General features: G+C 62.7%; 25 protein-coding genes and 1 tRNA gene. 19 read left to right on the top strand and 7 right to left on the bottom strand.

Features of this window, described 5'->3' with window-relative positions; genetic code table 11:
- The first annotated feature begins 1 nt into the window (after position 1).
- From C443_RS18375 to C443_RS18315, 13 genes are all read left to right on the top strand, one after another.
- Positions 2-424, top strand: a complete 423-nt coding sequence (locus C443_RS18375; RefSeq protein ID WP_005538266.1) for a hypothetical protein — start codon at positions 2-4, stop codon at positions 422-424.
- Positions 425-470: 46 nt separating this feature from the next.
- Positions 471-1,121, top strand: coding sequence for an AIR carboxylase family protein (locus C443_RS18370; protein WP_005538265.1), 651 nt, complete (start codon positions 471-473; stop codon positions 1,119-1,121).
- Positions 1,122-1,277: 156 nt separating this feature from the next.
- Positions 1,278-1,691, top strand: a complete 414-nt coding sequence (locus tag C443_RS18365) for an NADH-quinone oxidoreductase subunit A (RefSeq protein ID WP_005538264.1) — start codon at positions 1,278-1,280, stop codon at positions 1,689-1,691.
- Complete coding sequence (locus tag C443_RS18360; protein ID WP_005538262.1) at positions 1,684-2,376, top strand: NADH-quinone oxidoreductase subunit B; 693 nt, start codon at positions 1,684-1,686, stop codon at positions 2,374-2,376. The genes C443_RS18365 and C443_RS18360 overlap by 8 nt, the downstream gene beginning before the upstream one ends.
- A gap of 6 nt (positions 2,377-2,382) precedes the next feature.
- Positions 2,383-4,065 carry an NADH-quinone oxidoreductase subunit D gene (locus C443_RS18355; RefSeq protein WP_005538260.1) on the top strand — a complete coding sequence of 561 codons (1,683 nt, stop codon included), beginning with the start codon at positions 2,383-2,385 and terminating at the stop codon, positions 4,063-4,065.
- Positions 4,065-5,105, top strand: coding sequence for a complex I subunit 1/NuoH family protein (locus C443_RS18350; protein ID WP_004591679.1), 1,041 nt, complete (start codon positions 4,065-4,067; stop codon positions 5,103-5,105). Before C443_RS18355 ends, C443_RS18350 begins: the two co-directional genes overlap by 1 nt.
- Before the next feature lie 46 nt (positions 5,106-5,151).
- The gene (locus tag C443_RS18345) at positions 5,152-5,613 is read left to right on the top strand and encodes a NuoI/complex I 23 kDa subunit family protein (RefSeq protein ID WP_004518194.1); all 462 of its coding nucleotides are present in this window, start codon (positions 5,152-5,154) and stop codon (positions 5,611-5,613) included.
- A gap of 288 nt (positions 5,614-5,901) precedes the next feature.
- Positions 5,902-6,171, top strand: coding sequence for an NADH-quinone oxidoreductase subunit J (locus C443_RS18340; RefSeq protein WP_004591678.1), 270 nt, complete (start codon positions 5,902-5,904; stop codon positions 6,169-6,171).
- Entirely contained in the window at positions 6,168-6,566 is a 399-nt protein-coding gene (locus C443_RS18335) for a hypothetical protein (RefSeq protein WP_005538257.1), read from the top strand. The genes C443_RS18340 and C443_RS18335 overlap by 4 nt, the downstream gene beginning before the upstream one ends.
- Complete coding sequence (gene nuoK, locus C443_RS18330; protein WP_004591676.1) at positions 6,563-6,865, top strand: NADH-quinone oxidoreductase subunit NuoK; 303 nt, start codon at positions 6,563-6,565, stop codon at positions 6,863-6,865. Before C443_RS18335 ends, nuoK begins: the two co-directional genes overlap by 4 nt.
- 3 nt (positions 6,866-6,868) lie before the next feature.
- The gene (gene nuoL, locus C443_RS18325) at positions 6,869-8,965 is read left to right on the top strand and encodes an NADH-quinone oxidoreductase subunit L (RefSeq protein WP_005538256.1); all 2,097 of its coding nucleotides are present in this window, start codon (positions 6,869-6,871) and stop codon (positions 8,963-8,965) included.
- Positions 8,966-10,501: a complex I subunit 4 family protein gene (locus tag C443_RS18320; RefSeq protein ID WP_005538254.1), complete on the top strand. Its 1,536-nt coding sequence runs from the start codon at positions 8,966-8,968 to the stop codon at positions 10,499-10,501. It begins immediately after the preceding gene.
- A complete protein-coding gene (locus tag C443_RS18315; RefSeq protein ID WP_005538252.1) occupies positions 10,502-12,052 on the top strand; it encodes an NADH-quinone oxidoreductase subunit N in 1,551 nt (516 codons plus the stop codon).
- Between the two features lie 49 nt (positions 12,053-12,101).
- On the opposite strand, the gene C443_RS18310 is transcribed toward C443_RS18315, so the two are convergent.
- Positions 12,102-13,049, bottom strand: coding sequence for an MBL fold metallo-hydrolase (locus C443_RS18310; protein ID WP_005538249.1), 948 nt, complete (start codon positions 13,047-13,049; stop codon positions 12,102-12,104).
- A gap of 148 nt (positions 13,050-13,197) precedes the next feature.
- Here C443_RS18310 and C443_RS18305 point away from each other — a divergent pair, with 148 nt between their 5' ends.
- Positions 13,198-13,467, top strand: coding sequence for a DUF7553 family protein (locus tag C443_RS18305; RefSeq protein ID WP_005538247.1), 270 nt, complete (start codon positions 13,198-13,200; stop codon positions 13,465-13,467).
- A gap of 48 nt (positions 13,468-13,515) precedes the next feature.
- Positions 13,516-13,590, top strand: a tRNA-Val gene (locus tag C443_RS18300).
- A 191-nt stretch (positions 13,591-13,781) separates the two neighbouring features.
- On the opposite strand, the gene C443_RS21320 is transcribed toward C443_RS18300, so the two are convergent.
- Positions 13,782-14,546 (bottom strand): hypothetical protein, encoded by a 765-nt coding sequence (locus C443_RS21320; RefSeq protein ID WP_152423067.1) that lies wholly within the window; start codon positions 14,544-14,546, stop codon positions 13,782-13,784.
- A gap of 273 nt (positions 14,547-14,819) precedes the next feature.
- On the opposite strand from C443_RS21320, the gene C443_RS18290 reads away from it, so the two are divergent.
- From C443_RS18290 to C443_RS18280, 3 genes are all read left to right on the top strand, one after another.
- On the top strand, positions 14,820-15,569 hold the full coding sequence (locus C443_RS18290; protein ID WP_005538244.1) for a pirin family protein: 750 nt from the start codon (positions 14,820-14,822) through the stop codon (positions 15,567-15,569).
- A gap of 95 nt (positions 15,570-15,664) precedes the next feature.
- Positions 15,665-16,225, top strand: a complete 561-nt coding sequence (locus C443_RS18285; RefSeq protein ID WP_005538243.1) for an NAD(P)/FAD-dependent oxidoreductase — start codon at positions 15,665-15,667, stop codon at positions 16,223-16,225.
- 94 nt (positions 16,226-16,319) lie between these two features.
- Positions 16,320-16,733 (top strand): DoxX family membrane protein, encoded by a 414-nt coding sequence (locus tag C443_RS18280; RefSeq protein WP_005538241.1) that lies wholly within the window; start codon positions 16,320-16,322, stop codon positions 16,731-16,733.
- 20 nt (positions 16,734-16,753) lie between these two features.
- Here the strand turns inward: C443_RS18280 and C443_RS18275 are convergent, their stop codons facing one another.
- From C443_RS18275 to C443_RS18260, 4 genes are all read right to left on the bottom strand, one after another.
- The gene (locus C443_RS18275; protein WP_005538240.1) at positions 16,754-17,368 is read right to left on the bottom strand and encodes a TetR/AcrR family transcriptional regulator; all 615 of its coding nucleotides are present in this window, start codon (positions 17,366-17,368) and stop codon (positions 16,754-16,756) included.
- A 99-nt stretch (positions 17,369-17,467) separates the two neighbouring features.
- Positions 17,468-17,815, bottom strand: coding sequence for a TRAM domain-containing protein (locus tag C443_RS18270; protein WP_005538238.1), 348 nt, complete (start codon positions 17,813-17,815; stop codon positions 17,468-17,470).
- Between the two features lie 54 nt (positions 17,816-17,869).
- Positions 17,870-18,250 carry a hypothetical protein gene (locus C443_RS18265; protein WP_005538236.1) on the bottom strand — a complete coding sequence of 127 codons (381 nt, stop codon included), beginning with the start codon at positions 18,248-18,250 and terminating at the stop codon, positions 17,870-17,872.
- Positions 18,251-18,325: 75 nt separating this feature from the next.
- A complete protein-coding gene (locus tag C443_RS18260) occupies positions 18,326-19,567 on the bottom strand; it encodes a hypothetical protein (RefSeq protein ID WP_005538235.1) in 1,242 nt (413 codons plus the stop codon).
- 91 nt (positions 19,568-19,658) lie between these two features.
- Between C443_RS18260 and C443_RS18255 the strand changes: the two genes are divergently transcribed.
- Positions 19,659-20,117: a DUF6653 family protein gene (locus C443_RS18255; RefSeq protein WP_005538234.1), complete on the top strand. Its 459-nt coding sequence runs from the start codon at positions 19,659-19,661 to the stop codon at positions 20,115-20,117.
- Positions 20,118-20,199: 82 nt separating this feature from the next.
- Here C443_RS18255 and C443_RS18250 read toward each other — a convergent pair whose 3' ends face one another.
- A complete protein-coding gene (locus C443_RS18250; RefSeq protein WP_005538233.1) occupies positions 20,200-21,246 on the bottom strand; it encodes a phytoene/squalene synthase family protein in 1,047 nt (348 codons plus the stop codon).
- Positions 21,247-21,252 lie beyond the last annotated feature (6 nt).

Here is a 21,252-nt window from a genome sequence, read left to right as displayed (position 1 = left end):
CGTGGACAGCGATAGCGACGGTGCGACCGGGGACACCGTACCGCCCATCGACACCGAACGGTACACCGGCACGCTCCGAACCGGCGGGACTGTCGTCCTCGCCGCTGACCGACTGGTGGTCGACCGCGGTGACGGTCCGGTGGTAATCGACCTCGACGACGTGGTCAAGGTGAGCCTACAGGACATCGACTGGTTTCTCGCGGTGATGAGCGCTGCGCTGATCGGGTTCGGCCTGCTGTCACTCGACCGGTCCGTTCTCCTCGGCGGGGCCTTCGCTGTCGCCGGTACCGTTAGCCTCGCGCTCACGTATCGCAAGCGGTACGCGCTCCGGATACAGGTAACCGGCCGTACCGATCCACTCAGGTGCTTTCCCGCAGAGCCACAGGCGCTCCTTACTGAACTGGAAGCGGCGCTGGCCGACTGACTGGAAACCGCCTACACTTACGCCGGTCCCGGTTCCAGTCGGTCGTATGCCCGCAGACAGCGTCCAGTCGCTCATCGACCAGTTACACGAAGAAGCTGAGATGGACCGACCGAACGACCTGACGCCCGATGTCGGCATCATCATGGGCTCCGACTCGGACCTGCCGACGATGGCCGGCGGGCAAGGCAAACGGCCCGGGGCCTATGCGGCGCTCGCCGACGAACTCGGGTTCGAGGAACAGACGGATTACACTGACGCGCCCGAAAATCGCTTCACGTTCGAAACGTTCGTTTGCTCGGCCCATCGGACACCGGACCTGATGTACGCGTACGCAGAGACGGCCGCCGACCGCGGCGTCGACGTGATTATCGCCGGCGCGGGCGGCAAGTCCGCAGACCTGCCGAACATGACCGCAAGCATCGCCTACCCGCTGCCGGTCATCGGGGTTCCGGTGCAGGAGAAATCAGTCGACTCGGTCATCGGGATGCCCCAGGGTGCGCCCATCACCGCGGTCGACGCCGGCAAGTCGTTCAACGCCGCGCTCTCCGCGGTACAGATTCTGGCACGGCAACACGACGAGCTTCGGGATCGACTCGTCTCGTATCACGAGGGGCTCCAAACCGAGGTCGGCGAGGCGTCGCGTGACCTCCACGAACTCGGGACGCCCGGATTCAAACGCGAGTACTGGGACGAGTGAGCAGCGAGGGGCGTCGCGATACGGGAAGTGCGGTGGGTGCAGGTCACTTTCCATCCGAAGGCGCGTCGGCTCTTAAAGACCCACAGGGCCGAAAAACCGAACAATGAACCCTTATATGCGAGTACTTCTAACCGGCAGACGATAGGAGATACCGGAATGAGTAATCCATGGATCGCCATCGGCGCGCTCGCGGTCGTGGCGCTAGCCATCCCACTGACGATGATGGCAGTTTCGAGCCTCTTGCGGCCCAGCGTGCCGGAACAAGGCAAACGCACCACCTACGAGTCCGGTGAAGTGCCGACTGGCAGCAGTCGACAGATCAAGTTTAATATCCAGTACTACATGGTCGCGCTGCTGTTCGTCGTCTTCGACATCGAGACCGTCTTCATCTTCCCGTGGACGGTCATCTACAGCGACGCCGCCGCTGAGTTCGGGATGACCACGGCACTGCTACCGATGGTCGTATTCATCGCGATTCTCGCCATCGGACTCGGTTGGGCCTGGCGTAACGGCGCAGTTCAGTGGGTGCGCAGTCCGCGCGCCACGAAGGGGGCAGACACATATGAGTAGTGACCAGACACCACCGGCCGCGAGAGACGTATCGACACAGGAGGCCCGAATGGGTGACGGGGCCGACGACCGCTTCAACTCGACGCTACGCGAGGCGTTCGGGTCGACGCCGTTCATCCTGACCAAGTTCGACAAGTTCATGAACTGGGTCCGGGGCTCCTCGATGTTCATGCTGCAGTTCGGGATTGCCTGCTGTAGCATCGAGATGATCCACACCTACGCGATCAAACACGACCTCGACCGCTTCGGTTCAGGGGTGCCGCGCGCGTCCCCACGCCAGGCGGACGTCATCATCGTCCCCGGGACCATTGTTTCGAAGTTCGCGCCGCGGATGAAGCGCGTCTACGACCAGATGCCCGAGCCGAAGTTCGTCGTCTCGATGGGGTCGTGTACCATTTCCGGTGGGCCGTTCCAGGAAGGGTACAACGTCATCAAGGGCGCAGAGGAGGTCATCCCGGTCGACATCCACGTGCCGGGTTGTCCGCCACGCCCCGAGGCACTCATCTACGGCGTCGCCAAACTGCAAGAGCGCATCGCCGAAGGCGAGTCCTCGCCGGTGACGGTCAAACCCTACGAACTGGAGCAGTTCGGCGACCTCGAACAGGACGAGCTCGTGGACAAACTCGCCAGCGAGATCGACGAGGAGGACCTCGTCATGCGGTACAACTGGAACGACTCCCCCTAACTTGCCATGAGTTTAGAAAAACCATCACGCGATACGGCGCTCGATGTCGGCGTTACGGAGGACGGCCTCGATTACGACGCACTCGCGGACCTGCTCGGGGGCCACATCCTCGACCGCGAGGAGCACCTCAACGCCGAGGGGTTCGTCATCCGTCCCGACGAGGTTCAGGAAGTCCTCTCGACGCTGAAAGAGGAGGCTGGGTTCGACCACTGCGCCTGTGTCACGGCACAGGAGTACGACGACCGGTACGAATCCATCTACCACCTGCGGAAGTACAACGACCCGACACAGGAGTTGTCGATCGTCGTTCCCTCGCCGAAAGACAACCCGCACAACGAGTCGGCCGCTCGTGTCTACGACACCGCGGACTGGCACGAGCGGGAGGCGTATGACCTCGTCGGCATCGACTACGACGACCATCCGGACCTCCGGCGCATCCTCCTGCCGGAGACCTGGCAGGGCCACCCCCTGAGTCAGGACTACAATCAGGACCAGCCACAGATCGTCTCACTGCGCGAGCACGCGAACCCGCTGGAAGACGACAAGCGTAGCGAGGACGATCCGGACACGATGTTCGTCAACATCGGCCCGCACCACCCGGCGACCCACGGCGTGCTCCACGTCGAGACGGTGCTGGACGGCGAGCAGATCGCCGATCTCGAACCCGACATCGGCTACCTGCATCGCTGTGAGGAACAGATGTGCCAGCAGGGCACATACCGCCACCAGATCATGCCGTACCCGGACCGATGGGACTACATTTCCGCTGGGATCCTCAACGAGTGGGCGTACGCCCGCGCGGCCGAGGACCTCGCCGACATCGAGGTCCCGGAGTACGCACAGGTCATCCGGACGATGGCGGCAGAGATGTGCCGGATCGCCTCGCACGAACTCGCGCTGGCGACGTTCGCACTGGACGTGTTCGGCGACTTCACCGCCGTCTTCCAGTACGGCATCCGCGACCGCGAGATCGTCCAGAACCTTCTGGAAGACCTGACCGGCCAGCGGCTGATGTTCAACTATCTCCGACTGGGCGGGGTCGCCTGGGACCTGCCCGAGCCCCGCGAGGAGTACTTCGAGAAGATCCGGGACTTCCTCGACGATCTCCCGCACAAGCTCGAAGAGATCCACGACCTCGTCACCGGTAACGAGATCTTCCAGATGCGGTGTGTCGACACCGGCGTCCTCTCCCCGGAGCAGGTCAAGCAGTACGGCGCGACCGGTCCCGTGGCACGCGGGTCGGGCGTCGACTACGACATTCGGCGGGACGACCCGTACGGCTACTACGACGAACTCGACTGGAACGTCGTCACCGAGCAGGGCGGCGACAACTTCAGTCGCGTTCTCGTCCGTCTTCGCGAGGTCGAGGAGTCCGCGCGCATCATCGAGCAGTGTGTCGACCTGCTGGAGCAGTGGCCGGAAGACGACCGCGAGATTCAGGCCAACGTCCCGCGGACACTCCGGCCGGACCCCGACAAGGAGATCTACCGCTCCGTCGAGGGCGCGAAGGGCGAACTCGGCATCTACATCCGCTCGGATGGGACGGACAAGCCGGCCCGGTTCAAGATCCGCAGCCCGTGCTTCTCGAACCTGCAGACGCTGCCGGAGATGTCCCAGGGCGAGTACATCCCTGACATGATCGCCTCGCTCGGGAGCCTCGACATTGTCCTCGGGGAGGTGGACCGGTAATGCAGTCGGCGCCGTTACCGGAAACGCTCGCGAACCTGCTTGGGTTGGATCCCAACAGCACGGCCGTGATGATCGTGCTGAGCCTCGTTGGGGCCGGGCTCATCGGGACGCTCATGATGACGAACACGGCGCTCGCTGGCCCGTGGGCGAAGCGAAAGATTACGGCCGCGTTCACCGACCGTATCGCCGTCGACCGTATCGGTCCGTACGGGCTGTTCATTATCGTGGCTGACGCCGTTCGCCTGCTGTCGAAGGAACTCATTGTTCCAGAAGGCGCCGACCGACCGGCGTGGGACCTCGCGCCGCTGATTATCGCCAGTACCGCGCTGCTTGGCTTCGCGGTGATTCCGATGGGGAACGGCATCCATCTCGCCGACCCCGAGGTCGGGCTGGCGTACGTGTTCGCCGTGGCCTCGACCACGTCGATCGGCCTCGTGATGGCCGGCTACGCATCGAATAACAAGTACTCGTTCCTCGGCGGGCTGCGTGCTGTCGCACAGAACCTCGCCTACGAGATCCCGCTCATCCTGACGGGCGCGTCGGTGGTCATCTTCGCCGGCTCGCTTCAGATGAGCGAGATCGTCGCCGCACAGCAGCAGTCGCTGATCGGCCCGCTGCCGTCGTGGTACGCGTTCGTGAATCCCTTCGCCTTCGTGCTGTTCATGATCGCGAACCTCGCGGAGGTCGGCCGGAACCCCTTCGACATCCCGGAAGCGCCGACCGAGATTGTCGCCGGCTACCAGACCGAGTACTCCTCGGTGTACTTCGTCCTGATCTACCTCGGGGAGTTCATCCACATCTTCCTTGGCGGGGCAATCATCGCCACGATTTTCCTCGGCGGGCCGGCCGGTCCGGTCCTGCCGGGTATCGTCTGGTTCCTCATCAAGATCTGGGGCGTCTTCCTGTTCACACAGTGGGCCCGCTCGGCGGTCCCGCGCGTCCGGATCGACCAGCTTATCGAAATCGGCTGGAAGGGAATGCTGGTGCTGTCGCTGGCGAACCTACTGCTGACCGCGGTTATCGTCGGGGTGACCGTCTGATGACGGCCACGCGAACCGACCCGCGAGCGACCGGAGGTGACCACTCATGATTGGAATCCTGAAATCAATGGCGACGACGATGAAACACGCCCTCGACGGGGAGACGTTCACGGTAGAGTACCCTGACGTCGCCCCCGAGGTGAGCCCCCGTTTCCGCGGCGTCCACAAGTGGAGCCAGGAGCGGTGTATCTGGTGTCGGCAGTGTGAGAACGTCTGCCCGAACAACACCATCCAGATCGTGATGGACGAGCAGCGCAACGGCGAGCAGTACAACCTCCACATCGGCCAGTGTATCTACTGCCGGCTGTGTGAGGAGGTCTGTCCGACCGACGCCATCCTGCTGACACAGAACTTCGAGTTCACCGCGGACACGAAAGACGAGTTCGCCTACGACAAGGAACAACTCAAGAACGTGCCGTGGTACAAGGATATCGACCCACTAGAGTCCCGCGAACCCGATCGGGGCGCGTGGATCGGCGAGGGCGACGGCGAAGTGGATTACCAGTAACTCCTTCGACGGACTTTCAGCGGGTTTCGCTTACTACCCCCGGAGCGACTGCCCTGTTCTGATTAGCGCGGGCTTTCCAGAACGGCCGCAACCGCTCAGGCAAGTTTTCCGGTGTTGATCCGAGGTGGAACGACGTTTGTGGCGTCAAAAACGGTGCTGGAGTGGCACATTTTCGCCAGCAGGACGGAAGTGCCCCGAAATCTGGGGGCCATACCGGCAAACAGTGGCTCTACTGGCGAGACGAAAGAGGAATCTTCAAAGGGACGCCGCAAAGAGTCTCCAAGTAAGATGGCACTGGCAGAGTCAATTGCGTTCGCGCTGTTCGCTATGGTAACAGTGGGCAGCGCTGCGGGCGTCGTGTTAGTCCGGGACGTCTGGCACTCGGCGCTGTTACTGGGCGTGTCACTCGTCAGCGTCGCAGTGTTCTACGTAATGAACCAGGCGGCGTTCGTCGCAACGATGCAGATCCTGGTGTACGTCGGCGGCGTCCTCGTTCTCATCACCTTCGCGGTGATGCTGACCCGCGAGGACGAGTCGGTGATCGAGGTGACACCATGACCACAAAACCCGAACTACAGACGGAGGGGAGTTTCGTCGCTGGACTGGCCGCAATCGCCCTGTTCGTCGTTCTCGGTGCAGTGTTCATGGGCGTCTCGTTTCCCGCGCCAGCGGGCTTCGGCGAGGGAGCGGCGATAACCAAGAGCCTCGGTGCGGCGATGTTCGATATCGCCCCGGGCGCGATTATGGGCGAGAGTGAGACGGCCGTTCCAGCTGAAGGGTTCCTCGTCGCCTTCGAAGTGATCGACATCGTGCTGGTGGCCGCTCTCGTCGGGGCCGTCATGCTCGCCCGACGCGAAGTCGCTGGCGAATCGGTAACGCTCGGTGTCGAAACCACGGACGACGACGACATGGCCGTTGCCGCTGACGGTGGTCCGGGAGGTGACGACTCGTGATTCCGGCTGAGACGTATCTCCTCCTGTCGGCGGCCATATTCTGTATCGGCCTGTTCGGTATCCTTACCCGGCGGAACGCGCTCATCTTCCTGATGTCCGTCGAACTGATGTTGAACGCTGCGAACATCAACCTCGTCGCGTTCTCGCTGCAACACGGGAACCTCACCGGCCAGGTGTTCAGCCTGTTCACGATGGCACTCGCTGCCGCAGAGGTCGCCATCGGGATCGGTATCGTCCTGGTCCTGTACCGCAACTTCACAGACGTGGACGTGACGAAGGCGACGACGATGAGGTGGTAACAGATGGCTGCATTCACATACGCTCCGGCGATTGTCCTGCTGCCGTTCGTATCGTTCCTCGTTGCGCTGTTTGCCGGCGATCGCATGCCAAAAGGTGGCGCGCTCGCTGGGATCACCGCGACGGGCGGATCGCTTCTGCTGTCGATCTGGGTCGCGCTGACGGTGGCCGGCGGTGCGGTCCACAACGAAATACTGTACCAGTGGACCACGAGCGTCGAAACGCTCCAGCTCAACTTCGGACTCCTGCTGGACCCGCTTTCGGCACTCATGCTGCTTATCGTCTGTCTCATCTCGTTCCTCGTCCACATCTTCTCGCTCGGGTACATGAACGACGAGGGCGAGACTGGCCTCCCGCGCTACTACGGTGGGCTCGGCCTGTTCACGGCGAGCATGCTCGGGTTCGTCGTCGCCAACAACCTCCTGATGGCGTTCATGTTCTTCGAGCTGGTGGGCCTGTGTTCGTACCTGCTCATCGGCTTCTGGTTCCGTCAGGATGGCCCGCCGAGTGCCGCGAAGAAGGCGTTCCTCGTCACCCGCTTCGGTGACTACTTCTTCCTCATCGGCGTCGTCGGCATCTTCGCTACCTTCGGGACCGGCCTGTTCGCCCCGATCACGCAGGGTGGCGAAGTAGTCGCCGAGAGCTTCCCGATGCTGGCCGAACACGCTATCGTCGACGGCGAGGTTGAGGGCATCGCAATGCTGGAGACGGTCGGCATGGGCCCACAGGCCTGGTTCACCGTGCTCGGCCTCCTCGTGCTTGGCGGCGTTGTCGGCAAGTCCGCGCAGTTCCCGCTGCACACGTGGCTGCCCGACGCGATGGAAGGTCCGACGCCGGTCTCAGCGCTGATTCACGCGGCGACGATGGTCGCAGCCGGTGTGTACCTCGTCGCGCGTATGTACGGCTTCTACGCCCTCTCGCCGACGGCACTGGCCGTCATCGCTCTTATCGGCGGCTTCACCGCACTGTTTGCGGCAACGATGGGCCTGGTCAAACAGGAAATCAAGCAAGTGCTCGCGTACTCCACTATCTCCCAGTACGGATACATGATGCTCGCGCTGGGATCGGGTGGCTACGTGGCCGCGGTCTTCCACCTGACGACCCACGCTGTGTTCAAGGCGCTACTTTTCCTCGGCGCAGGGTCGGTCATTATCGCCATGCATCACAACGAGAACATGTGGGACATGGGCGGTCTGAAAGACCGGATGCCAGTGACCTACTGGACGTTCCTCGCCGGCTCGCTCGCACTGGCTGGCATCGTCCCCTTCGCCGGCTTCTGGTCCAAGGACGAGGTGCTGTACGAAGCACTCATCCACGGCTTCGGTACTGAGGGCGGCCTCGGGACGGTCTATCTGGCCGCGTACGCCATGGGGCTGCTGGCCGTGTTCTTCACCGGCTTTTACACCTTCCGGATGGTGTACCTGACCTTCCACGGCGACGCGCGCTCGGACACCGCTCGTGACCCCGAGCCCGTCCGCTGGAACGTCAAGGGGCCGCTGACGGTGCTTGGCATCCTTGCGACGACTATCGGATTCATCAACATGGCTCCGGTCGCGAAGCTCACCGGCGCGCACATTGACTTCCTCCACACGTGGCTAAGTGGACCGGAGGAGGGCGGCTGGCCCGAACTCCTCTCGACGGATCTGCACCACTACGAGGAACTGCTGCACGAAGTGCCCCACGTTGACCCGGCATACCCGCTGGGCGGTGAGATCACGACGCTACTGGCCTCGGCAGCTGTCTCACTCGGGCTGGCACTCGCCGGCGTGCTCGTCGCGCGGAGCCTCTATGCCGGTGCCGACCCGGTCGAGCATACCGACAAGCTTGGCGGTCTGAAGACGCTACTCATGCACAACTACTATCAGGACGAATATCAGGTGTGGCTCGCGACGGGTGTCACCTACCCGCTCGCCCGAGTGATGAACAAGTTCGACCAGGGTGTCGTCGACGGCGTCGTCAACGGCATCTCCAGCGTCAGCCTGTTCGGCGGCAGCCGCATCCGACGCATCCAGTCCGGCGTCGTCAGCAACTACGCGACGCTGCTGACGCTTGGACTCGTGCTCTTGCTTGCTGCCTTCGGCATCATGGGAGGGTGGTTCTAGATGTGGGTCGCTGCGCTCCTGCTCGTGACCCTGCTGGGAACCGGGCTCGTGTTCCTCTCGCCTGACCGGTACGCCGGAAAGCTCGCCGCGGCCGTCAGTGCGGTTCCGGCGCTCGGTAGCATCTACATGTACTGGGTGTACCTCACGCAGTACGGCGGCACGGGCAACGCCCTGCTGTCACCCGCCGACATCGCGTTCGGCCAGCAGATCCCGTGGATCACGCTGGGTGAACTGGAAGTGTCGTACTACGTCGGCCTTGACGGCATCAGTATGCCGCTGCTCGCGCTGACGACGGTGCTGACGACACTCGCCATCGTCTCGGCGTGGACGCCCATCGACGAGCGACAGTCCCAGTTCTACGGGCTGATGCTGTTCATGGAAGTGAGCCTCATCGGCGTGTTCTCCGCGCTGGATTTCTTCCTCTGGTTCGTCTTCTGGGAGGGCGTCCTTATCCCGATGTACCTGCTCATCGGTGTCTGGGGTGGCCCGCGTCGGAAGTACGCCGCAATCAAGTTCTTCGTATACACGAACGTGGCGTCGCTAATCATGTTCGCGGGCCTGTTCGCGCTCGTGTTCAGCACCGACCTCACGTCGCTGTCCCTGCCTGCGATGGCCGAGGCGTTCCGCACCGCGAGCGGGCTGCCGACCATCGCCGGCGTCAACCTGATGACCATCTCCTTCATCCTGATGTTCTTCGGGTTCGCGGTGAAGGTGCCCGTCTTCCCGCTGCACACGTGGCTGCCAGACGCTCACGTTGAGGCCCCGACGCCGGTGTCGGTCATGCTGGCCGGCGTCCTCCTGAAGATGGGGACCTACGCACTGCTGCGGTTCAACTTCACGATGCTCGCTGACACGGCACGTCAGCTCGCGGTTCCGCTGGCGATTATCGGCGTTGTCAGCGTCATCTACGGCGCGATGCTCGCGCTGGCACAGCGCGACCTCAAACGCATCGTCGCCTACTCGTCGATTTCCTCGATGGGCTATGTCATCCTGGGTCTGGTCGCGTTCACGCCCTACGGCATGGGCGGGGCGACCTTCCAGATGATCGCCCACGGCCTCATTTCGGGGCTGATGTTCATGGCTGTCGGTGTCATCTACAACACGACACACACGCGCATGGTCGGCGATATGTCCGGCCTCGCGGACCGGATGCCTTGGACGGTCGGCATCTTCGTCGCCGCCGCCTTCGGCTACATGGGCCTGCCGCTGATGGCCGGCTTCGCCGGGGAGTACTTTATCTTCCAGGGTTCGTTCAACGCGCCGACGCTCGGTGGGGCTGCACCGGTACTGACCTCGCTGGCGATGTTCGGCATCGTCATTGTCGCCGGCTATCTGCTGTGGGCCATGCAGCGCACGCTGTTCGGTGGCTTCAATCTGGAGACGGACTACGAGGTCAGCCCGGCCGCGTTCCACGATGTCGCGCCGCTGGCCGTGTTGCTCCTGCTGGTCATCGCACTCGGTGTCGCACCGGACCTCTCCTTTGCCATGATACAGGACTCGATTTCACCGGTTCTCGAGATCGGAGGTGGTGCATAGATGGTCGCACTCCCTGACTGGATGGCGCTTGCCCCGGCACTCTCGCTGGCCCTCGCCTCCCTGGTGTTGCTGCTGGCGGACTCGGTCGACCCGGACACGACGAACACGGGGCTGCTGGCCGGTATCTCGGTGCTCGGCTCCCTGCTTTCCTTCGGGTTCGCCGGCTGGTTTATCACCGCCGGCACCGGAATGGCGGATAGCACTGGCGTCGCGCTGTTCAACAACCAGCTCGTCGTCGATCAGATGGCCCTGTTCTTCATGGCCATCGTCGGCAGCGTCACGACGCTGGTCGTGCTCGCGAGCTACGACTACGTCGCCGAACACAGCTACCAAGCCGAGTTCTTCGTGCTGGTCCTGCTGTCCGCAACCGGGATGAGCCTTCTGAGCGCGGCCAACAGCCTGGCGACGGCCTTCGTCGCACTCGAACTGGTATCCCTACCGTCCTACGCGCTCGTTGCCTTCCTCAAGGAGAACAAGGGCAGCGTCGAGGCGGGATTGAAGTACTTCCTCATCGGTGCGGTGTCCTCAGCGGTGCTGGCCTACGGTATCTCGCTCGTGTACGCTGCGACGGGCGTGCTTCGATTCGACGGCGTCGCGACGGCCATCTCCAGTGGCACGGTCCAGACCATCGTCGACGGGTCGGTTCAGGCCCAGGCCGGTGACCCTGCCGTCCCGATGGCTATCCTCGGCGTCGGTATCCTGATGATCATCGGCGGCGTCGCGTTCAAGACCGCCTCCGTGCCGTTCCACTTCTGGGCACCCGAGGCGTACGAGGGCGCACCGGCACCGATCTCGGCGTTCCTCTCCTCGGCGTCGAAGGCCGCCGGCTTTGTGCTGGCGTTCCGCGCGTTCGCCGTCGCCTTCCCAATCGGTGACCTACTCGCCGCTGGCGGGGCGATCAACTGGGTGATGGCGTTCCAGATCCTCGCCATCGCAACGATGTTCATCGGGAACTTCGCCGCCGCGACCCAGGAGACGGTCAAGCGGATGCTGGCCTACTCTAGCGTCGGCCATGCCGGCTACGTCCTCATCGGACTCGCCGCCGTGTCTGGCTCCGGTGAGGGCCTGAGCCTCAGCATGAGTGCGGGGATGTCCCACCTGCTCGTCTACGGCTTCATGAACACGGGCGCGTTCCTGTTCATTGCGCTGGCCGAGTACTGGGGCGTCGGCCGCCGCTTCGAGGACTACAACGGCCTCGGCAGGGAAGCGCCGGTCGCCTGCGCGGCGATGACGGTGTTCCTGTTCAGCCTCGCCGGCCTGCCGATCGGCGGTGGGTTCTTCTCGAAGTTCTACCTGTTCCAGGCGACGCTCAACGTCAGCGCGTGGTCGCTGGCCGCCGCGCTCATCATCAACAGCGCGCTCAGCCTGTTCTATTACTCCCGCGTCGTCAAGGCGATGTGGATCGAAGAACCGACTGGCAGCCGAACCATCGAGTCGTATCCGATGGGGCTGTACACCGCTGTGGTGGGCGCAGCCCTCGTGACGGTGCTCCTGCTGCCCGGCTTCAACCGCGTCTCCGAAATCGCGTTCCAGGCCGCGCAGTTGCTGTAGTCTGACGCCTAGCTATTTTCTGTCTCACACGCTCTTCAAGTAGCGAGGTTTACGCCGACTCGTAGACGAACACGCCGCCGCTCTCGCGCTTCTCGACGCGGTCGGTGACTTCGAGTACGTCCAAGTGGCCGACAGCCTCGCTCATCCCAGCAAAGTACTCCGTGGCGGGCAGGTCGCCGAACAACGCCGTCATCACGTCACTGGGTGTCGTCGCTCCGCCGGAGACGATGTCGGCGACCTCCGCGGTGCGCTGGTCGTGTTCCGCGAGGATGTCGTCGATACGCTCCTGCGGTGATTCGACGGGCTCGCGGTGGCCGGTGAGAAAGCGGTCGTGACCTTGCTCACGGAGCCACCGGAGCGAGTCGTTAAATGCCGGTAACACCTTCGGCCGCGCCCCGCTTTCGTCGGGCACCTGGAGGAACGGATTGGGTGTGATGTCGCCCAACACGTTGTCGCCGACGACCGCTTCACGTCGGCCCTGAAAGTCGTACGAGAATATTATCTCGCCCGCGGAGTGGCCCTGAACGGTGTCAATCGTCAGTTCTGTGTCGTCGACGGTGACGGTATCACCGGCCGCGAGCGCGCGGTCGGTGTCGACGCTCTGGGCGTAGGGCAGGAAGGCTTCCGGTAGCTGTGTGACCGTTTCGGCGGTCTCGCGTGAGACACCACACCGCTCGAAGAAATCCGCAAAATAGGACTGTTCGGTGTGTAGTTGCGCTGCGAAATCGCGCATAATCTCTGCTGCCGGTTCGCTGGCGAGGACACGCGCTCCCCGCTCGGCGAACCGGTTCGCCATGCCGAAATGATCCGGATGCGGATGGGTTACCAGCACCTGCTCGATATCATCTGGGGACAGTTCACGTGCTTCAAGCGCCTCGATCAGACGCGACCACGCTTCCTCGCTGTCAGGTCCCGGATCGACGATTGTTCGCCGCGCGATGTATGCATTGACTGGCCCGACCTGAAACGGCGTCGGGATCGACACCCGTGTGAACATATCTCCCCGTTGCAGGTGGTGGCGCAAAACAGTTCGTACCCGCACGGCACGTTTACCATCGTGGCCGCTCGCCGTCCCTCGGTTAGCCGTGGTTCCTCATGGTTTTCCGGGCACAAGAGATATATTCGTCCTTCGCGTAGGGACAGATATGAACAAGCACTTCGAAGACGCACGGTACTACCTGAAGCGTGCCGGGGAAACCGCCACCAAGGGCGTCAAAGAGGAACTCGAACCGGTCGAGGAACGCTTCCGAGAACTCACCGGGAAGGAAGAAGAGCCCGAACCCAGCCGCCTGGAGGCCGTCAAGGCCGACCTGAAGGACCTACAGGGAAAAGCAGAGGGCGAAGCCGAGGAAGCGATCGCTGACGCCCGCAAGAAGATCGGTGCGTATCGCGGTAAGGAAGAGCCGGAAGCGTAGTCGGAAAGCAATTCTTAAGGGATGCGCTCGAATAGCATTGAGTGCACTGGGTTGGTGATCTAGTTCGGTTATGATACCTCCTTCACACGGAGGAAGTCGGCGGTTCGAATCCGCCCCAACCCATCCGCTCGCTTCCCACGTTTCTCAAGCAATAACCCTGAAGCCGTATCTGGGCCGTTCTCAACTGAACTGCGGGACTGTTTTCCGCGTCCGATCACCAAGCGTGTGCGAGCGCGTAGTAGGTAACTCCACAGGCAAAATTTCTGATTGAAAGCCAGACTCTTGATCACACAATTCACTACGAAACGTCTCACTTAGGCTTTCGAAGCCCACGCCGGGGGGTGGACAGTTGTCTGTCCCCGTTCAGTGAATTGGAGGCTGACGGTCACGGTCACCGGCCGCCCATCACGACTTGTCGCGTAGGAGACGTGGTACTCATGGACGAACCCCTCAGGGCTAATGAGCGCCGAGAACTCATAGTTCGAGGCGTTCGTATATGCTGAGGAGGTGTCCGGCTCACCGACCGACTCCACCCGGTAGAGCCTCGTACCGTTGCGCTCAACCGTCTCCGCAACCGTCGTGTTACTTGCAACCAATTTTGAGTAGACGGCCCCATACCGTTCCTTTCCGGGTGTTGCTGCCTTCTCCGCGCCAACGTGCACGACCGTTCCGTTCTCGTAGGCCGTCCGTTGGACGAGCATTGAGTCGTTCCGGAACACGGTTATTGCACGAGTCGGATTCCGTTCAGTACCCCCAATGTGCAACTCATAGAGGTACTGCCCACCGTGGCCGCGTTTCATGGTCGCCGAGAGGTTTTGGAGAAGGGTTCCATTAGCGCGAATCGACCGATAGGAGCGCTTCGTGTACGTGGTGTTCGTAAGGTGGTCGCGGTGGGCCTTCGTCAGCGCCCATGCGTCAGTTACGCCCGATTCGGTAAGCCCGGGTGCGAGTGCTGACGTGTTCTCGCCGCTCGTCGGTGACGGTGTTACGGTCGGTGACCACGGTACCCCACTACACCCCGCAAGAACGACGAAAACGGCGACGACTACTGTAAGTCGAATACGTCCGGGAATTTTCACTCTCAATTGACATTATTGCGTTCATCACCGATATGATTTAGGGACGTAGATACGACCTTGGAGTTCTCACATTCGCGACAGGAGTACGTACGACCGTTTGGACCACTCTCATAATGAGAAGTTATCGCACCGTAGGCCGTGAACCTCTCCAGGATCAACCCCGGTTAGCACGCTACGAATTTGTTACCACCGTCGTAACGCCACGGGAGTACAGATAGCGGCCGGTTGCACATCAGCCCGACAACTTTTACCGCTCGGTAAACAAAGCAGCATATGACCGAAAGTGAGTCGCAGGCGTCGGCTGACGGGCCGCTATCCGGAGAGATGATCCGGCATGGGACGGGCGTGAATTCCAACCGTGCGTTTCCGACGGAGAGCTATCCGTCCACTCTGGACCCGTTTGTCCTGTTCGAGCAGTTCTACATCGACCCCGACAAGGGGTTCCCGATGCATCCGCATCGCGGGTTCGAGATTGTCTCGTACATGATCGAGGGTGGCATGGACCACGAGGATTCGCTGGGCGTCGCAAACACTGCATACGAGAACGACGCGATGCGTATCACGACCGGCAGTGGGATACGTCACTCCGAATTCCCCGCCGACGGGCAGGCCTGCACCGGGCTACAGCTCTGGGTGAATCTGCCGCAGGCGAAGAAGGACGCTGACCCGGACTACGTTGACGCCACGGCCGACGCGCTCCCGACAGCGGAACAGGACGGTGCGACGGTCACGACGGTTATCGGCGAGGGCTCACCGATCAGCCTCCATACGCCGATGGAATATCTGGATGTGTCTGTGGCCGACGCGTGGACGTGGTCGGTCCCGGCGGAGTGGTCCGGATTCCTCTATGGTGTCACCGGTAGCGGAACGGTCGCGGGACAGTCGTTCTCCGACGGTGATTTCCTACCGGTCACTGACGAGCGGTCGGTGACACTCCAAAGCGATGAGTCGCTTCGTGTCGTCGCCGTCTCGGGCCGCCCGCACGGCGAGCCGATCCGACAGCGCGGCCCGTACGTTCTATAAGGGGCGATATGGAAGGTCTCAGGGCCAGACGTGAGGGCTTGACTAGATTTTACCAGATGGTAAAATTCTTTTGTGGGCGGTCCGTGCTGTGAGACATGGCAGACGTAGCAGTTGTCGGCGGCGGCCCCGCCGGACTGAGTGCGGCACAGTACGCTGCGAAGAACGACCTCGAAACGATCACCTTCGATACGGACGAGTCGTGGATGCACAAGGCGCACCTGTTCAACTACCCCGCAGTGCGCTCCATTAGCGGCGAGGAGTTCCTCACGATCGCTCGTGGGCAGGCCCGCGACCGCGGCGCGACGCTGTACGAGACGGAAGTTACGGCCATCGAACGGACCGACGACGGATTCGTCCTCACGACGGCCGACGACGAGTACACCGCGGAGTACGTCGTCCTCGCGACTGGCGGCGACCGCAGCCTCGCCGAGGACCTCGGCTGTGACTTCACCGATGAGGATGTCGTCGACGTGACTGTCGACATGGAAACGTCCGTCGAGAACGTGTACGCGACCGGGGCGATGGGTCGAGCAGAGAAGTGGCAGGCGGTCATTGCAGCCGGTGACGGTGCTGCAGCCGTCCTCGACATTCTCTCGAAGGAGAAAGGCGAATACTACCACGACTTCGATATGCCGTCAGACGTGCCGGAGCTCTAACGATGCAGTCAAAATCTACTACTACAATGACTCCCGCTACAGTCCCGAACCGTACTGTTGGAAACGCTCGTGCAGTCTCGGTGGTGAGTTTGTGATGGCACCCGAACTCAACGTCGTATTGCTCGTCGTCGGCCGCGTCCTCTTTGGCGGCGTACTCGCGTTCACCGGCCTGAGCCACTTCACACAGACGGAACAGATGGCCGGCTACGCCGAATACAAGGGCCTCCCGGCACCGAAATTCTCCGTCCTCGCGTCCGGCGGGCTTCTCATCCTTGGCGGGCTCGGTGTGACAGTGGGTGTCTTCCCGGTCGTCGCAGCGATCGCTCTTGCTGCGTTCCTCATCGTCTCGGCGATTGCGATGCACGACTTCTGGGCCGTGCCGGACGAGGACCGGCAGGACGAACTGAACAGTTTCCTGAAGAACGTGACGCTCGCTGGCGGGGCGCTCGTCGTCGCAGCATCAGCAACCGGAACGTGGGCGCTCAGCGTCGGTATCAGCCCCCTCTGACGCTGGCTGGTCGGCCCGATCTACTGCGGTGGGTACAGCGAGTCGAGAATGAAGTCGTTGACGGCACGCTTGGCTTCGTCGGGTGCGTCTTCGTGGCCGAGCGCGATCCGCCGGCCACGGGCCGCGTGAATCACGTCCGTGATGAGCTGACCCATCAGTTCAGCGTCGACATCGCGAAACGAACCCTGCTCGATTCCGTCTTCGATGACCGTGGCGATGCTTTCTCGAAGGCGGTTGTAGTGCTCGTTGAACAGCGCCCGGTGTTCCTCGTCGTTTTGTGCGTATGCGTACAGTTCGTGGTACACCTTCATCCGGTCCCAGTGCGAAAAGTCGTCGAACTCCGGGCCGAACAGGCACCGGTCGATGCGAACATCGAGTTCTGTGCGGGGGTCGGTTTCGTCGTCAACCTCGACGCTTCCCTCGTACTGATCGATAATGTACTCCAGAAACGACGAGATCAGGTCGTACTTGCCGTCGAAATGATAGTGAATCACTTGCCGGGACATATCCATCTCATCGCCGATGTCCCGGACTCGCAAGTCCTTGTAGCCGTGCTTGCTCAGCGCCCGAAAGGTGGCCTCCATAATGACCTCTCGGGTGTCCTGTGGCGTGCTCTGCCCGTCCGATTCGCTCATGGCCTGTTTTATCGTGGTAGGCACATATCGGTTTCTCCCTCCGTCAGGACTGTGAGTTGTCGTCGACCGGAACGTGCCTCGCCGCAACGCTGTCACCGCTCACGCGCGTTCGACGAACCGAGCGTCAGCGGAGGTGTGATCCCGGTTGAACGACAGCACCTTCGCCCGGATCACGTCACCGGCCGACACTGACGACGGCACGTCCTCGGTAAACAGGACGAACCCTTCGACTTTCCCGACGGCGACGCGATCGCCGGAGTGGTGATCGCTGAATTCGGTGATGCCGAACTCGTAGGTCTCACCGAGTTCGACTGGCGGTTCTCGCTCCTGTGCGGCTTCGTGAGCACGCTTCGATGCACTGCTGGATGAACGGCGGGTAATCGCAAACGCCAGCGCGAGGCCCACGGCGAGGGCGGCCCCGCCGGCGGCGAGCCAGAGTGGTTCCATGACGGGGGTTGCAGGACGAACGGATTAATACCTTTCAGACTCCGGCGACAGCGGCTACAGTCCAAGGCGATCTCGAATTCCGCCGCCGCTGGAGTCAGAATCCTCGCCCTCAGGGTCCCACTCCGTCGGTAGCTCGGCCGCGAGCGACGTGACCTCGTCGTCGCTGTAGCGGTGGTCCGCCGTCGCGTCGTCGAGCCAGTTCGCCCACTCCTCAGCCGTCATTCGGCCCTGCGAATCGACCTCCCACTGGTCGACCAGCGCCTCCCGGTCGCGGAACGGGATGTCCATGCCGCTGTCGCCCCAGTACAGCGGGGAGAGCGCGAACTCGTGAGTGTCGTCTTCCAGCCAGACGAGCCGATAGGGGTAGTCGTTGTAGCAGAACACGTCGTCCGGCGAAACGACATCGCCGTTGGGGAGCTCCAGGGTCTGGGACATTGTAACACTGTAGAGGCTACCCACCTTTCAGGGTTATGTGTCGGTAGAGCTACTGGACCGGCTGGACGCCCGCCGCTACGCGAGCGGGTCACACAGCGCCCACTCGTCCGTCTCGGGGGCGAGGTTCGAGGGTTCCGCGCCCCGGTCAGTCACGATACCGGCGTGGTAAAGGATCGCCTTTAGCTGGAACACGGTCGGCGAGTGGTAGACGCTGCCGTCGGTCAGTTCCGAACCGCGGAGGTCACCGTCACCGGTCAACACCCGCTGGCGGACCGCCTCGTCGCCGCGGAGGAACAGTTCGACGGTGAACTCGGGATGGAGCGCGTGGAGGTACTCGACGAACTCGACGAGCGACGGTGACTCGTACCCGTCCCGGTGGCAGGCATAGAGTCCGTCGACCAGGAGGTCCGTGGCCGGATACTCGGAGACGACGCGCCGGACGAGCTGGCCCCACTGTGGTGCGATATCGATGAACCGCCTGCGAGAGCGCTGCCAGTCCTCGAACTGTCGGAGTGCGTCGTCAACGTCGCCGACTGTCCGGAGCGCGAACCGGACGACTTCCCGACCCAGCGGCGTCAGTGTGAGCGTTCCCTGACCGGTGTCAATCAGGTTCAGAAACGCCGCGCCGGCGAGAGCGCCATCGACAGCGCCGACGACGTGGGCGGCAATCAGGTCCCGTGTGTCGCCATCGTGGTGGACGGCCAGCGGCACCGCGATGTAGTTCTTCGGATGATTAAGTCCGAAGTTCTGGTCGGCGACACCCTGGGCGCTGGCCTGGAACCGGATGGCTGATGCGGCGTCCATCGACCCGTGGCCGACCACACGTGGCCTCTCCAGAATGGAGACTGAGCCGTCGGATTCGACGCCCAGCACGCCGACATTCAGTTCGCGAGCCATCGTCCGGGCAGCGGTGGATATACCACTCCGGGGCGCGGTCAGGAAGGCCACGTTGGCCTCGTTGAGTCGGTCGTGAGCCTGAACGACTCCACGTTCGGCGTCGACGCCACTGTTGCCGGTGTAGCCCTTCGCCTCGACGGCGATCAGCGGCGGCCGGTCACCGAGTCGGTCGACGGACAGCAAGTCCGTCGAGAGCGTCTGCACGCCGACGAGGTCGGGATAGCCCGTTCCGACACGGACGTGGTTGAACGGCGCAAGCGTCGCCTGCACGGACGCCTCGATAGGCGTGTCGTCCAGCCAGCGCTGCTGTGCGAACTGTGTGTCCGCGACGACGTAGGCGTCCTCGCGGTCCGCAAATAGCCGGTCTTTCGTCCGGGCGAGTACCTGTGGCTCGGAAAGTCCCGACGCCGCTGTGGCCATAGACGGCGTTCACACAGGGCGGACATGAGTGTTCTGTCCCCGGGCTTCGAGTGGCAGTGGCGTTTTCTCCCGGCCACGCTAAGCAGGACATATGACGACGTTGCGAACGGACAGCGTGCGGGATTGGTTCTGGACCCGCCATGCGAATCCGAAGAGCGGCTGGTCGCGCGTGCCGACCGGCGCTGTCATCGTGTACGCGGTGTATCAGCGGGACTGGCGGCTCCTGATCGCGGCCTTCTTGTGGACGCTGGTCAATCCAGTCCTGTTCGCCCCGCCCGAGAACGAGGACGCCTGGATGACCCGTGCTGTGCTGGCAGAGCGGTGGTGGCTGACGGAAGAGGCCAACGGGACCATGGGTCTCGGGTACCCGAACGTCTGTAACACCGGCGGCGCGCTGGCGTCGGTGGTCGCCCTGTACGCTGCCTGGCGTCGTCGGCCGGCCACTGCTGCAGTCGCAACGATTACCATGGGCGGGTTGAAGCTCTGTTGGCTCCGCGAACTCGTTCAGGAGTACGACGTGCGCAAGGCGGGGACCAGCAGTCCTAGGTAGGATGAAGCACTGCTTGTTCGCGCGTGCAGCGGGGGCCGGTCCCCAGACGCGGCCACAAAAGGGGGAATGTCTCTGGTGGTCGTCAGTACTGGTGGAGCGGCTGTTGGCGGATTTTGGCCCGTAACTCCCCGATTGACGGGTCGCCGTCGCCGCCGAACTGCTGTGTCACGGAGTGAACTTCCTCGCGGGAAATCTTGACGTTGCCCTGCTCGATAACGTCGGCGGGTCGTTCGCGGAGCTCACGGATCGTTCCGACCGCGAGCAGGAACGGAATGGCCCACGCTGAGAGGGTGTTCCCACGGGTTTCGGGCATGGCTTCGAGCCACGCCTGCGCGTCGTCGAGGTAGCCCTCTGCTCGCTCGGTCACCTGCTCGATGACGGGAACCAGCGAGTCGACATTGTCCGTGTCGCTCACGTCGCTGTGGTCGAGGCCCTGCTCGTGGAGCAGTTCAAGCGGGAGATAGACGTTGTTTTCCTCTTCCATGTCCGTCGCGGCGTCCTTGGCGACGTTGACGAGCTGGAGCAGCAGGGCAAAGGAGCGGGCGTTTTCCTCCATCTGGGCGATCTGCTCGTCGGTGGCTTCGTGGGAGACCAGCCCGGTCACCAGCGTGCCGACGGTCCCGGCGGCGTACCAGCAGTACTCTTCGAGTTCGTCGAGCGTCTTGATCCGAAGCCCGCCAGCATCGGCGTAGCGGTCGACGAACATCGCCATCCCGTCGACGAGCTCCCGGACCGGCCCGCGGATGGTCCGCGTGGAGTGGTCGTCGAGTGTGTGAAACACGTCGACGATACGGCCCGCGTTCTCGACGACTTCCCAGTCGGCGTTCGTCGTCGTAGGGATCCACTCTTCGACGGCATCGTGGAACGTCGACACGGTCGTCCCGCTCGACGGTTCGAGCGAGCGGCTATACGTCTGCAGGAGTTCGGTCTGCACCGCTGGAGGGAGATGACCGGCGTCCTCGATCGTGTCAGCCACACGACAAAGAAGGTAGCCCAGACAGATGTCCCGGGCCATCGGTTCGTTGAGTTCCGAAATTGTGAGACTAAACGTCCGCGACACACGATGGACGGCATCGTAGCACCACTCGATGTCTTCCGAAGACGACCGGTCTGTGTGGTTCTGAGACATTCCCGA

This window comes from Haloarcula argentinensis DSM 12282 (assembly GCA_000336895.1).
In the GTDB taxonomy this organism is placed as follows: domain Archaea; phylum Halobacteriota; class Halobacteria; order Halobacteriales; family Haloarculaceae; genus Haloarcula; species Haloarcula argentinensis.
The sequence above is the reverse complement of the archived record's forward strand: the minus strand, read 5'-3'. Positions and strand labels throughout refer to the sequence as shown.